The organism is Bacteroides sp. (assembly GCF_028690125.1).
Lineage (GTDB): Bacteria > Bacteroidota > Bacteroidia > Bacteroidales > Bacteroidaceae > Bacteroides.
Genome location: NZ_JAQVBV010000006.1, coordinates 1 through 13,321, shown reverse-complemented (window position 1 = coordinate 13,321; position 13,321 = coordinate 1). Strand labels below are relative to the sequence as shown.

Sequence of the window (13,321 nt, the reverse complement as noted above, 5' to 3'; positions counted from 1 at the left end):
AAAACGAAAAACTTATTATTGGGTGGAATGCTCCTGCTGGGAAGTCCGGCGGGGTGGGCACAAGGTGTCCAAGTCTCTTACGAACATGATGATGCTAAGATGAATCAGGTGACGGTGATGGAATCCGGAACGGGAACGCTATCCCCGGCCTGGTATTACAACACGCTCCATGAAAATTACGGGAAGAGTGCGGCATCCAAGAACAAAACCCTGTTCCGTACCACAGCGGGTATCAACTTGTACAACCAGAAGGACAAGGCGGAACAGATTGATTCGGCACTGGTGAAGCGGGCGGCTGTGGAAGCGTTGAACGTGGCAGACCGTTCGGGTGGTGCGCTCGACTTGGCTTGGAAAGCGGAAGGTCCTAAGCTATCGGAAAAGATGAGCGGCTACCTGACGAATATTGGCAGGGTGCGCACGATTGGCGGCAGCGGGGAGGAACACGATTACTGGATGCAGTATTATAATGTGTATTCCTGCGCCATCCGCTCCACGCAGGATGCGTATATGCCCAATGCCCAACGCAAGCGGGAGTACCTGCGGATTTATGAAGACGTGTCACGGAAAAACGAACTGCTGGTGAACTACTTGGTACGGTTGTCCAATTCGCAAAAGGTGGATGAACTGCTTCAACAGGCTACCCAGAACCTGACCGCCAATAAGCCGGACATTGTAAAGGCGGCGATGTCGCGCTGGAAAGCATCCGGCATGAGAACGAGTAGCCGTCCCCTCCAAAACTGACAGAACAATGGCAGACAATATATTATCAGATTTTGGCATTGGTCTCTTGGAAGAAGAGATTGATGATGTGATTTTCCAAACCAACGAGTTCCTGTGCGATGCGACCTTTACGGGTTCGCAAGGGCCGTTCTGGTGGATATTACAGATGAGTATGGCATTGGCGGCTCTGTTCTCGCTGATTGTGGCTGGGAGCATGGCTTACAAGATGATGGTGAAAAACGAGCCGCTGGAAATCATGAAGCTGTTCCGTCCGTTGGCCATCGCTATTGTGATGTGCTGGTGGTACCCGCCAGCCGACACCGGCATGGCACGGGGCGGAAGCTGGTGCGTATTGGACTTTCTCTCGTACATTCCCAACTGCATCGGTTCGTACACGCACGACCTGTACGAAGCCGAGGCGACACAAATATCGGACAAGTTCGGGGAGATACAACAACTGATCTATGTGCGCGATACGATGTACAACCGTCTTCAGGCGCAAGCGGACATTGCCCATACTGGAACGACGGAAAGCTCGCTGGTAGAAGCTACAATGGAGCAGACCGGGGTGGAGAACGTAACGAAAATGGAACAGGATGCCTCCCAATTGTGGTTTACCTCGCTGGTGGGTGGCGTGACTGTCTGTATTGATAAAATCGTGATGATTATCGCACTGATTACCTTCCGCATCGGTTGGTGGGCGACCATCTACTGCCAACAAATCCTATTGGGGATGTTGACCATCTTCGGCCCCATCCAGTGGGCGTTCTCGATGCTGCCCAAATGGGAAAGCTCTTGGGCGAAATGGCTGACGCGTTACCTGACCGTGCATTTCTATGGGGCGATGCTCTACTTTGTGGGTTTCTACGTATTGTTGCTTTTTGATATTGTGCTCTGCATCCAGTACGAAAACCTGTCCGCCATTACTCAGTCGGAGAATACGATGGCATCGTATCTGCAAAATAGCTTCTTCTCGGCGGGTTACCTGATGGCGGCCTCTATCGTTGCGTTGAAGTGCCTGAACCTTGTGCCCGACCTTGCTTCGTGGATGATACCGGAGGGGGACACCGCTTTCTCTACCCGAAACTTTGGTGAAGGGGTTGCTCAACAGGCGAAGATGGCTGCCAGCGGGGCAATGAATACCGTCACGGGCGGGATGCTGCGATAACGAATTAAAAACGACTATACCTATATATATAAGAATATGCTCATAAAGAATCTGGAAAACAAAATCAAATTGGTGATGATCATCGCCATCTCGGTCATCGTGGGCTGCGTGGTCATCTGCATCGGTTCGATGGTGACTGCCACGAACATGGTCATCGACTCGCAAAAGAAAATCTACGTATTGGACGGCACCGTGCCCATCCTCGTCTCACGGACGACAATGGACGAAACGATTGACGTGGAAGCCCGCTCGCACGTGGAGATGTTTCACCACTACTTCTTCACGCTGGCACCAGACGACAAGTACATCAAGTACACGATGGAGAAGGCAATGTACCTGGTGGACGAAACCGGGCTTGCCCAGTACAATACCCTGAAAGAAAAAGGGTTTTACAGCAACATCATGGGCACGTCGGCTGTCTTCTCCATCTTTTGCGACAGCATCAAGCTGGACATGGAGAAGTTGGAGTTCACCTACTACGGACGGCAACGCATCGAACGGCGCACCACCATCCTGACCCGTGAACTGGTGACTGCCGGACAACTGAAACGGGTGCCTCGCACGGACAACAACCCCCACGGACTGCTAATCGTGAACTGGCGGACACTGCTCAATAAGGACATCGAACAACGAACCAAAAGCAACTACTAACATGGGATGGAAGAACCTGATACTCGGAGAGAAGATGCCTGACAAGGATGATCCGAAATACCAAAAGCAGCGCGAAAACGAAGTGAAAGCCGGACGGGATGCCGCCAAGGCACTGGGCGTGGATAAGGTAGCGGGCAAAACTCAACGGTTTGCGTTGCTGCATCCGCGAACGTTCCTTGCCATCGTCTTCGGATTCGTTGTCGTCTGTCTGGGATACAACGTGTACCGGATGTTCGGTGCCTACAACCAGCAAGGCGAGACGCAGACAGCCATCGAACGGCAGGATTCCCGGCTTCGGCAGAAAGGAGTGATCAAAAAGCCTGCCGCCGGACGTGACCCTTACGGGGAAGAACGGCAACTGCTCGAACGCGAGGTAGATGCCCTGACCGGTACGGGCAAGCCGATGACGTATGAAGACTCCCTGCGGGTGAAGTTCCTTCTGGAACAACTGGTACGAATAAACAACCTAAAAAAAGAGTGATATGCTGACAGACAAGATCAATTTCAAACAGCCGAAGTACATCCTTCCGCTGATTATTTTTCTTCCGTTGCTTGCCACGGCTTACTTCATCTTCGACCTGTTCGACACCGAACCGATCAAAGAAGCGACCTCGCTGGAAACGACGGAATACCTCAATTCCAACCTACCGCAAGCCCAGATAAAGGACGACGGCATTGGTAACCGTTACGAGAATATGTTGAAATCCTACGGGCGTATTGAGGATTACAGTGCGGTGGAGAGTATTGAGCGAGGAAAAACTGAGGAAAATAAAGAGGATTATTCTTCCAAATATACGGATGAAGATCTGGCGTTGCTGGATGAGGATACCGACCGTAAGGCTCAGGAACTGGAACGGTTGCGGGAGATGCAGGGACGCATCCGGAGCGGAGCGGAAAAGGGCGACGGCATGAACGGCGGGGAAGCTGCCCTCCCTGCTACCGACGAAGAACGGCTTGACCGCACCCAGAAACGGCAGAATGATGCGATGGCGGAGCTGAACAAGGCATTGGCCGAAGCCCGTCTGAAGGGGCAAAAGGGGCTTGAGCCGGCGGGTGCCGATACGGTGAACTCCCGTTCCTCTGCTTCGCAAGCAACCCTAAAAGCTGCTCCGAAAGCCGCCCCTGTTGCGGAACGGAAGATAGATGCGACCGATGGTGCCGTCAAAGGAATTGACGAGAACGAGGCAGCCAAAACGGTAGTGAAGGCGGTGAACAAGACTTCGGACTACTTCAATACAATTGCCGAAAACGAGCCGGAGCCCAACCTGATAAAAGCCATCATCGACGAGGACATCAAGGCTACGGATGGTTCCCGTGTCCGCCTCCGGCTGCTAGACGATGTGATGATCGGCGACTACAAAGTGAGCAAAGGTTCTTACCTGTACGCCACCGTTTCCGGGTTCGGCTCACAGCGGGTTAAGGGTAAAGTGGAGAGTGTTCTTGTGGCGGACGAGCTGGTGAAGGTGAGCCTGTCCGTGTACGATACGGACGGGTTGGAGGGGCTTTACGTGCCGTCAAGCAAGTTTCGCGAAACTGCGCAGAACGTGGCCAGCGGAGCCATCGGCGGAACGATGAACCTGAATAATAATTCCGGTGGAGGGAATATGCTTCAACAGTGGGGAATGCAGGCACTGAACAATGCCTACCAGAAAACGACCAATGCCCTCTCGTCTTCGGTCAAGAGGAACAAGGCAAAGCTGAAGTATGGCAGCTTCGTCTATCTTGTCAACGGAAGGGAAAAGAAAAACGATTAAAAAAACAGTATCAATGAAGAATCAGATGAAAAAGCTTTTAGTGGCGATGGTAGGAATGGTGGCTGCCTTTCCCGCCTTTGCGCAAGATACTTTCATGGAAATGGAAGTGTTGACGGTCAACGAACAGGTGACCACTCTGGTTACAGCCGGAGAGAATATCCGCTTTGTGGACATTTCGACCAACAAGGTGGTGGGCGACCAGCCGATTAACAACGTGATTCGCCTTAAACCCAAAGAGGCGGCTGTGGATGGGGACATACTGGGAGTCGTTACCATTGTGACCGAACGTTACCGTGCTCAGTACGGGCTGGTTTACACGTCCCGCATCTCGGAGGCAGTCACGGACAAGGAGATACGGCAACCAGAAACGGTGCCTTATCACAATCCCGCTGTAAGTCTGTCTACGGAAGATATGTATGCTTTTGCCCGGAAGATATGGAACTCACCGGCCCGTTACCGGGATGTCAGTTCACGGGGTAATCGTTTACGGATGCGGCTGAACAATATCTATACGGCGGGCGATTACTTCTTTCTGGATTTTTCTATCAGTAACCGGACGAATATCCGCTTCGATATTGATGAGATACGGTTGAAACTCTCGGACAAGAAGATTACGAAGGCGACCAATGCACAGACCATCGAGTTGTATCCGGAGATGATGCTGGAGAAATCGACCACTTTCCGCTCCGGATACCGGAACGTGATTGCGATCAAGAAGCTGACCTTTCCCAATGATAAGATACTGTGCATCGAGGTGAACGAAAAGCAGATTTCGGGGCGAACGGTTTCGCTCAATATTGATTATGAGGATGTGCTGAGTGCGGATAGTTTTCATGATGCGCTACTCAAGGTGGAATAATTAAAGGGAAAGAAAAATGAAAAAAATATGGATGATAGGGATTGTTCTGTTTGGGTTATCGGTAAAGGCCAATGCTTCGGACGGTGATAAGTTTGTTCAGGTCGGTACAGGGTTGCTGTACCAGCGCGGGTGGGATGTGACCATTGGGCTGGAACAGGAAACCCGTTACCACAATGCGTGGGAGTATTTCGGGAATGTGTATCTGAAATGGGAGGATTGCTCTTCATGCGGGCATGTTTGCCCCGAATCCTTCTGGAAAAGTTATCGTGCGTGGGGCGTTGGGGCGGCTTATAAGCCTGCGGTTGTCCGTACCCGAAACTCGGTGGGACGTATCCGATTGGGTGCTTCCGTTGGTTCTGACCGGGATAAGTTCCTCGGCGGTGTCCACGTAGGTTATGAGCAGAACTATGCGATGCGGAGCGGGCTTGTGCTGTTCTGGCAAGTAAAAAGCGACTTGATGATAAATGGCAAAGACTTGTTCAGAACCGGTCTGGTACTTGGTGTTAAATTTCCAATCAAATAAGAGCGTATGAACAAGATTGTAATTTCGTTCCTGTTGCTGGCAGCTATGCTGGTTGGCTGCGATGGGCATATTGAATACCCGGACAACTCACTGGCGGTGTGCCAGATTCTTTGTACGGATGGGGAGATTCTTCCTTTAGACAACTACCGGGCAAGTGGCAAGGAAGCCATTGCCGTAGTCTTTCACGTGAACTATGATGCGGGCATCGATGGGAAAGGATACGCTGTTTATCTCTGGGACTTGGAGCCGTCGGCTTTTTCCGATACGACAGGCATTGCCCAAAACACCTCCGCCGATACCGAGGCGTTGGACGGGAACACCAACACCTATGCCTTGTATTCCGGACGGGATGCCTCGTCTCCGCTGGCGCAACAGGTGGTAGAATTGTGGCGGTACGGGCAGAGTGCCTACGTGCCATCCGTCGCCCAAATGCGTTACCTGAAAGCGGTGAAGTCCCTCATTAACCCAGTTCTTGAAACTTGTGGTGGCGACACTCTGCCTGATGAAGCGGATGCGTGCTGGTACTGGACTTCGACGGAAGTAAAGGGACAGGAAAAGGAGAAAGCATGGCTGTATTCGCTGAAAAGCGGTGCTATACAGGAAACACCGAAGAACCTTTGCCAAAAAGCCCGACCAATTATTACCATTAATTACTAATCTGCAAAATTATGGAAGAAAGTAAGGAGCTGCAAGGAGCCTATAAGATATTCAGGGCGGTGATTTATATCTCCGTCCTGCTGGAGTTTTTTGAGTATGCCATCGACCCAGCACTACTGGATAGCTGGGGCGGTGTGCTCTGCGACATTCATGAGCGAATCAAGCAATGGTTTATTTACCAAGACGGAAACCTCGTCTACTGCAAACTGGCTACTTTCTTTTTGATTTGCATTACCTGCGTGGGTACACGCAACAAGAAGCATATCGAGTTTGACGGACGCCGGCAGGTGTTCTATCCGCTGGTTTGCGGACTCCTGTTGCTGGGTACTTCCGTCTGGCTGTTCCTGCACGATTGGGGTTTCACCCTCTACGGCTTCCGTGCCAACGTTCTATTTTACATGCTGGTGTCCGTCATTGGCACCGTGCTGGTGCACGTGGCACTGGATAATATCTCCAAGTTCCTGAAGGAAGGATTGCTCAAAGACCGTTTTAACCTTGAAAACGAGTCTTTCCAACAGTGCAAGCTCTTGCAGGAAAACGAGTACTCCGTCAACATCCCCATGCGCTTCTATTATAAAGGCAAGTTCCGCAAAGGTTGGGTGAATGTGATGAACCCTTTCCGAGGCACGTGGGTGGTCGGTACGCCGGGTTCGGGTAAGACATTCTCCATTATTGAGCCGTTCATCCGGCAACACAGTGCGAAGGGGTTCGCGATGGTGGTCTACGACTATAAGTTTCCGACACTCGCCACAAAACTCTATTACCATTATTTGAAGAATAAACGAAACGGACAGTTGCCCAAAGGATGCAAGTTCAACGTGATTAACTTTGTGGATGTGGAATATTCCAGACGGGTGAATCCCATTCAAAAGAAATACATCGACAATCTGGCCGCTGCTTCCGAGACGGCGGAAACACTGCTTGAATCCTTACAGAAAGGGAAAAAAGAGGGCGGCGGCGGTTCGGACCAGTTCTTCCAGACTTCGGCGGTGAACTTCCTTGCTGCCTGCATCTATTTCTTTGTAAATTATGAGAAAGATCCGTTTGACAAAAGCGGGAACAAGCTGCGTGCCGAAATCAAGTGGAATCCTTCCCTGCAACGGAATGCACCGACAGGGCGGGTATTCAACTCTGTAGGCTTGGAAGTGATACCGGACTATTGGCTCGGCAAATACTCCGATATGCCGCATATCCTTTCGTTCTTGAATGAGGGATACCAAACCATCTTCGATGTGCTGCAAACAGATAATGAGGTTGCTCCGCTGCTGGCTCCTTTCAAAACTGCTTTGCAGAACAAGGCAATGGAGCAGTTGGAAGGTATGATTGGTACACTGCGTGTTTATACTTCGCGTCTTGCTACGAAAGAATCTTACTGGGTGTTCCACAAGGATGGCGATGACTTCGATTTGAAAGTTTCCGACCCCGATGACCCCTCCTACTTGCTGATTGCCAATGACCCGGAGATGGAGAGCATCATCGGTGCGTTGAACGCCCTTATTTTGAACCGCCTTGTCACCCGGGTGAATACCGGACAGGGAAAGAATATCCCTACGAGCATCATTGTGGATGAGTTGCCTACGCTCTATTTCCATAAGATAGACCGATTGATTGGCACTGCCCGTTCCAACAAGGTAGCGGTGACTTTGGGCTTTCAGGAGTTACCGCAATTGGAAGCTGATTACGGGAAAGTGGGTATGCAGAAAATTATCACTACGGTTGGTAATGTGGTGTCAGGTTCCGCCCGAAGCAAAGAGACCTTGGAATGGTTAAGCAATGACATCTTCGGCAAGATTGTACAGATGAAGAAAGGCGTTACGATAGACCGGGATAAAACCTCTATCAACCTGAATGAGAATATGGACAACCTGATTCCCGCCTCAAAGATTGCGGATTTGGCCACCGGCTGGATTTGTGGACAGGTAGCCCGTGACTTTATCAAGACACGAACCGGCAGGCGGGACAGCTTGAATATTCTCGAAGCAGAAGAGTTTCAGACCTCCAAATTCTTCTGTAAAACGGATTTTGATATGGAAGAGATCAAAAAAGAGGAATCCGGCTACGTTGCATTACCTAAATTCTATACCTTTGCATCCAAAGATGCGCGAGAACGGATATTATATACCAACTTCATTCAAGTAGATTGGGATATCAAACAACTTCTTGCCGAAGTATTTAATCAAGGAAATGCAAAGTAGATGAATCGTAAAATGGAATAATTCAAAAAAATATTCCAGTAATAGGGCTTAATTACTGGAATGTTTGTAGCTTTGCAAAAAAAGGAGGTAATATGACTATTACAGGTGAAGTTAGAAGCAAGATCTCAGTCATGCAGGCGGATATGATTTTTTCATACCGAGATCTGAATATACCTATGAATTATTCGGAATCAGTGATTAAAGAGTTAAACCGAATGGTTCAGCATGGGGATATTGAGAAATTTGCCAGAGGTAAGTTTTATAAGCCTATCCGGTCGGTTTTCGGAAAACTGAAACCAAGTCAGGAAGAGATAGTAAAGGATTTACTGCTGAAGGATGGAAAGAGAATCGGATATGTGACTGGATACGCTATATTTAATAAGTTTGCGCTGACAACCCAGGTACCCAATGTTGTGCAGATTGGCACAAGAGTGAAAAAGAACAGACGGCAACGAGGAATCGTTCCCGTGATGTTCCTCTTGCAGCACAATGAAATTACGGAAGAGAACATTCCCCTCCTGCAATTGCTTGATACCATCAAGATGATCAAGGAGATTCCCGATGCTGATGTAAGCCAGTCGTGCAGGCGATTATTGTTCATTCTCAAAGAGTATGAGAATGAACTGGAAGCATTGGTCGAGCTTTTGATGAATTACCCTCCCGCTACCAGAGCCCTATTCGGAGCTATGGTAGAAAAATTATGGGGGGAGGAATCAGTAAAGCGTGTGTATGATTCTTTAAACCCGCTGTCTTATTTTCAGTTCGGTATAGATGGATCGGTGTTACCACAAATGAAGAAATGGAGGATTAAATGAGACTTGATGAAAATAAGGATTTGTTTTCCCAGGCAATACGTGCCGCATCGAATGAACTGAATATTCAAACCCAGTATATCGAAAAAGATTATTGGATTAGTCTGGTGCTGAGACAGTTGTCGCAATGCGAATACGCGGATATGACCGTTTTCAAGGGAGGAACTTCCTTGTCTAAGGGGTATGGGTTAATTAGCCGATTTTCGGAAGATGTCGATGTGGCTATCCTTACAGGAGAGCAGAATGGAAATCAGGTTAAGACGGCTATCAAGAAAATCGTATTTCAAATGACCAATGGATTGAAAGAAGTCAATGTAGAGGGGGTGACAAGCAAAGGTTCACGATACCGGAAATCATTGCACGAATATCCGGCAATGATAAATACGAATTACCAAGAGGTGGCAAATCGAATTGTTGTGGAGGTGAATTCATTTGCGAACCCCTACCCGTATGAGAGAAAGCCAATACAAAGCTTTATCACTCAATATCTCCAATCTACCGGATTGGAGAATTATATTCGGGAATTTGGACTGGAACCGTTTGAATTGAATATATTGGATAAGAGGCGGACACTCTGTGAAAAGACAGTATCCCTGCTGCGGTTCTCTTTTTCGGAGAACCCGGCGGAAGGGGTTGCAGGAAAGATACGGCACTTCTATGATCTGTACTTTCTGCTGGCTGATATAGAGTGTGCGAATTATGCTCGGAATAATTTAGTTGCCGATTTACGAGAACTGGCTGAACATGATAAAAAGGTGTTCACTCAGCCGGAAGGATGGCAGGAACATTCGCTACATGAAGCACCATTGCTCACTGATTTCGGAGCAATATGGAAAAAAATAAGTCCAGTGTATGAACGGGAGTTATCATTGCTCGCTTACAGCCCTATTCCGGCAAAGAATGATATTGAAGAGCGTATCACTGAATTTATCGGTTTCCTGAATGGAAAACTAAATGAGAGTGTTGGTATTTAATCTAAAGATGCAAGTAAAAGATGAATAGTGAACAACTGGGGAAAAGACTAAAGATGGTGCGTGAGATATTCAAGTTGAGCCAAACGGAAGTGGCAGAAAGACTAGGTGTTACGCAAACCTATATTTTCCGTTTGGAGAATGGAAAAGGCATGAACTCCGACTTTTTGATTAAGGCATTGGAGTTTTACGCATCGTACATCAGTCTGGACCGGCTTTTCAATGAGAAGATGTCTATTCTTGAAATTATGCAGGAAGAACTTGTTTCTCCCACCAGTGAACTGCTTAAAAGCAGGGCTTCGCTGATTCGGGAGTCTGTTAACGAGCTATTTGAGCAATATAAGACAGAGCAGAATAGTCGGTTGGCTGATATACAAAATCGGTTTAATGTAAAAATGGAAGCATTGGAAAAGTTGGAATGAGAAAGGCATCAATTTCTCAGATATTTCACACTTAATGATATTAATACCGGTAAGGCGGTTGGAAAATAAATAATATTTGTTATATTTGTAAAAGCATTCACTTCAAGGATTAGCTATGTAAAAAGAGAGAAGTACCATAGAGTACTTGTTGGAAAAAGACATGATAAATTGCATGTGAAATAAGATATAAGAGTCATGGAAATCATTAGTAGTATTATCATAGGTATTATTATTGTAGCGGGAATCGTTTATCTTCTACAAAAGCTTCAGGAAGTCATTGCTATTCTGGCATGGGTCGCTGTTGCTTATCTGTTTTTTGCGAAAGATAATCTACTTGGTGCTTGCTTGGTAGCGAGTGCTTGGTATGCTTTTCATTGCATTCTTCGCTTTTTAGGAAGCACATCTGAAAAATCCAAGAAGAAACCGAAAGAGGTGCGTCGAGAGAAAAAGAAAGTAGAACGGTCATCTGACGGCTCATTCAATATTAATTGGAATTTAGTGCTGATGTGTCTTATTCCCTTGTTCTGGCCAGTGCTTATTTTGCGCTTGTTTTATAACGATAAGAGCAATAAGTCAGTTCCGAAGCTGGATGCTTATGACTACGAGCAGCATTTAAAGTGTAACCGTAGATTGTGAATGTAAGATCAAGATCAAGAGCAAGATAAACATTAGCCATTCATCTTTCTGTTTTTTTTGCGAAATAATTATGCATATTGCTTTGTATCCCCTCTGTTCTATACGGTTTGAGGGCTATTATTGTTTTTTGAAAAACACACTTGTTTTATTCTTTGTATGTAAACAAAAATAATATTCGTTTAAATTTTTATGCATTTCATTTTTGTGAAGTCAATACTTAGCGTATAAGTATAAATCTTTATTGATTTATTTCTTATTAAAAATTAAATTTGCATTCGGTGTTTAAGGCATACCAAGCAGTCTCTTTTGCGATGCGGAAATCATTATTTTAGCGGCATACAAGATGTTTATTATATAGCTACTTGGTTTAAATTGTATGCCAATATACCATTTATTAATATTTTATCATTTACATTTTGCTGCATTGCTCTCTTTTTTTAATGGTAAAATACCAAATAGTATTTTAAAGACCTCTTCAATGCCTCATTCAATTGAATCATTTGCCTCTTTGCCTTCGAAAAGTGATTTGACCACCTGATACTTTGCCGGCAGGAATTGGTATATACCTTTCCATTCTTCGACATGTTTACCCCAATAGTAGTTGTTGTTCTTACAACATCCAGTATCCTATCAGCACTCATGTCTATACCTTTCAATTTATGATGCGCTCTAACTCCTTATATACATTATAGGTATAAAACAGAAACATATGTGCTACTATCCTCCGTTCGGTAAAATGAAACATGGGGCGCATTCCAGTGATCCTTTCGAAATTCTAATGACCCATTACGTTCCCCGTTGCTACGCCTGTATTCGTTGTAGTCTTCGTCTTTTTTGTCCTGCTGAAGAATCTATTTCTTCACCTCTGCACTCTAGCTCTTTATCCTCGCTCCAAGTACATACTTATAGTTGTCCTTTCGCAGCAATGCAACGTCATTCCCGTTCATCAAGCCGGAATCAGCAACGATGATGAAGTCCTCGCCTTGTGTATCCGCTGTTTGAAGTCATCTATCATTGGAATCATGTCAAATCCATCATACTGGCTACCATTGTACAACGACTATGAGAGAGGATAACCATCCTCGCTGACAAGTAACCCGAGCACAACCTGTGACAGACTCTCCGTTTTACCATCTTTGGAAAAATCTGGCTTACGAAATACGTCAGTCATAACCGCTTCAAAGTAAAAGGCGACTAAATCGTAGAACATAAGACCAAGTTGAGTACCAAAAATTTGCCGTGTATGCACCACACTGATCTGCTGAGCCAAATCCATCTGCATGCTATATAACTTGTCCATGTAGTGGTAGATGTGATTCAAGTCTACATCTTATCAGCTTATTTGTTTGTTAAAATGTGCTCAAAAATGAGAACGTAGAACTGGACACCGTACCATATGAGGGCTCAACCATAATTGAGACTTGCTAAAAAGGGTGTTGGCTCCTCCGTAAATTTAGCTGTCCCGAATATTTCTCGGGATCGCCCACGAACTTTACTGACAACCACCGCACAGATGATACCTGAACGATTCTTTTTCCTACGCACAAACTAGGACAAATATACTGATTTTTCCACTTGAGTTACCCTGAGTAACCGAAAGCTGATAGATATTATCCTTATTATCAACATGCGCTATGTGATGGCGCAGAATAGGGATGAAATCAGAAATATAAATCTGTATTAGCTAGTTTTTTAATATAAGTTAAATTGGGTTTCGGTGTTTTAAAACATACCGATTGGTTTCTTTTTACGTATACAAATCATTATTTTTGCACTGTGCAAAATGCTTATTGTATAAACTACTTGGTTTTAGCTTCATGTAAATAGTAACTACTCAGGTTGTTTATGACTAAAAAAGTATCATAATCGTCTTAGCTGTTGATAGTTTGTTGATAATCTATCGGCTCTTTTTTCTTCTTTGGATGTATTGGTCTTTACCTTTGCACGGTGGAA

General features: G+C 46.2%; 13 protein-coding genes. All 13 read left to right on the top strand.

Annotated features, from left to right (window positions below; translation table 11 throughout):
* Positions 1-27: 27 nt before the first annotated feature.
* Positions 28-741 (top strand): DUF5045 domain-containing protein, encoded by a 714-nt coding sequence (locus tag PHO71_RS05440; RefSeq protein ID WP_300200498.1) that lies wholly within the window; start codon positions 28-30, stop codon positions 739-741.
* Between the two features lie 7 nt (positions 742-748).
* Positions 749-1,888, top strand: a complete 1,140-nt coding sequence (locus PHO71_RS05435; RefSeq protein WP_300200074.1) for a hypothetical protein — start codon at positions 749-751, stop codon at positions 1,886-1,888.
* Between the two features lie 36 nt (positions 1,889-1,924).
* Positions 1,925-2,539: a conjugative transposon protein TraK gene (gene traK, locus PHO71_RS05430; protein WP_300200070.1), complete on the top strand. Its 615-nt coding sequence runs from the start codon at positions 1,925-1,927 to the stop codon at positions 2,537-2,539.
* Between the two features lies 1 nt (position 2,540).
* Positions 2,541-3,020, top strand: coding sequence for a hypothetical protein (locus PHO71_RS26160; protein WP_367279882.1), 480 nt, complete (start codon positions 2,541-2,543; stop codon positions 3,018-3,020).
* Between the two features lies 1 nt (position 3,021).
* On the top strand, positions 3,022-4,293 hold the full coding sequence (traM, locus tag PHO71_RS05420; protein WP_300200067.1) for a conjugative transposon protein TraM: 1,272 nt from the start codon (positions 3,022-3,024) through the stop codon (positions 4,291-4,293).
* 25 nt (positions 4,294-4,318) lie between these two features.
* Positions 4,319-5,152, top strand: a complete 834-nt coding sequence (gene traN / locus PHO71_RS05415) for a conjugative transposon protein TraN (RefSeq protein WP_300200495.1) — start codon at positions 4,319-4,321, stop codon at positions 5,150-5,152.
* Positions 5,153-5,168: 16 nt separating this feature from the next.
* A complete protein-coding gene (locus tag PHO71_RS05410) occupies positions 5,169-5,675 on the top strand; it encodes a hypothetical protein (protein WP_300200065.1) in 507 nt (168 codons plus the stop codon).
* A 45-nt stretch (positions 5,676-5,720) separates the two neighbouring features.
* Positions 5,721-6,332 carry a DUF1566 domain-containing protein gene (locus PHO71_RS05405; RefSeq protein WP_300200493.1) on the top strand — a complete coding sequence of 204 codons (612 nt, stop codon included), beginning with the start codon at positions 5,721-5,723 and terminating at the stop codon, positions 6,330-6,332.
* An 11-nt stretch (positions 6,333-6,343) separates the two neighbouring features.
* The gene (locus PHO71_RS05400; protein ID WP_300200062.1) at positions 6,344-8,527 is read left to right on the top strand and encodes a type IV secretory system conjugative DNA transfer family protein; all 2,184 of its coding nucleotides are present in this window, start codon (positions 6,344-6,346) and stop codon (positions 8,525-8,527) included.
* Positions 8,528-8,619: 92 nt separating this feature from the next.
* On the top strand, positions 8,620-9,342 hold the full coding sequence (locus PHO71_RS05395; RefSeq protein WP_300200059.1) for a DUF6088 family protein: 723 nt from the start codon (positions 8,620-8,622) through the stop codon (positions 9,340-9,342).
* Positions 9,339-10,313, top strand: a complete 975-nt coding sequence (locus PHO71_RS05390) for a nucleotidyl transferase AbiEii/AbiGii toxin family protein (RefSeq protein ID WP_300200056.1) — start codon at positions 9,339-9,341, stop codon at positions 10,311-10,313. The genes PHO71_RS05395 and PHO71_RS05390 overlap by 4 nt, the downstream gene beginning before the upstream one ends.
* Positions 10,314-10,333: 20 nt before the next feature.
* Positions 10,334-10,732, top strand: coding sequence for a helix-turn-helix transcriptional regulator (locus PHO71_RS05385; protein WP_300200053.1), 399 nt, complete (start codon positions 10,334-10,336; stop codon positions 10,730-10,732).
* 195 nt (positions 10,733-10,927) lie between these two features.
* Entirely contained in the window at positions 10,928-11,368 is a 441-nt protein-coding gene (locus PHO71_RS05380) for a hypothetical protein (protein ID WP_300200050.1), read from the top strand.
* Positions 11,369-13,321: the final 1,953 nt, after the last annotated feature.

Coding starts and splice junctions, on each gene's coding strand:
- PHO71_RS05400 (WP_300200062.1), top strand. CDS start 6,344: ATGGAAGAAAGTAAGGAGCTGCAAGGAGCCTATAAGATATTCAGGGCG.
- PHO71_RS26160 (WP_367279882.1), top strand. CDS start 2,541: ATGGGATGGAAGAACCTGATACTCGGAGAGAAGATGCCTGACAAGGAT.
- PHO71_RS05435 (WP_300200074.1), top strand. CDS start 749: ATGGCAGACAATATATTATCAGATTTTGGCATTGGTCTCTTGGAAGAA.
- PHO71_RS05410 (WP_300200065.1), top strand. CDS start 5,169: ATGAAAAAAATATGGATGATAGGGATTGTTCTGTTTGGGTTATCGGTA.
- PHO71_RS05385 (WP_300200053.1), top strand. CDS start 10,334: ATGAATAGTGAACAACTGGGGAAAAGACTAAAGATGGTGCGTGAGATA.
- traK (WP_300200070.1), top strand. CDS start 1,925: ATGCTCATAAAGAATCTGGAAAACAAAATCAAATTGGTGATGATCATC.
- PHO71_RS05405 (WP_300200493.1), top strand. CDS start 5,721: ATGCTGGTTGGCTGCGATGGGCATATTGAATACCCGGACAACTCACTG.
- PHO71_RS05440 (WP_300200498.1), top strand. CDS start 28: ATGCTCCTGCTGGGAAGTCCGGCGGGGTGGGCACAAGGTGTCCAAGTC.
- PHO71_RS05390 (WP_300200056.1), top strand. CDS start 9,339: ATGAGACTTGATGAAAATAAGGATTTGTTTTCCCAGGCAATACGTGCC.
- PHO71_RS05380 (WP_300200050.1), top strand. CDS start 10,928: ATGGAAATCATTAGTAGTATTATCATAGGTATTATTATTGTAGCGGGA.
- traN (WP_300200495.1), top strand. CDS start 4,319: ATGAAAAAGCTTTTAGTGGCGATGGTAGGAATGGTGGCTGCCTTTCCC.
- traM (WP_300200067.1), top strand. CDS start 3,022: ATGCTGACAGACAAGATCAATTTCAAACAGCCGAAGTACATCCTTCCG.
- PHO71_RS05395 (WP_300200059.1), top strand. CDS start 8,620: ATGACTATTACAGGTGAAGTTAGAAGCAAGATCTCAGTCATGCAGGCG.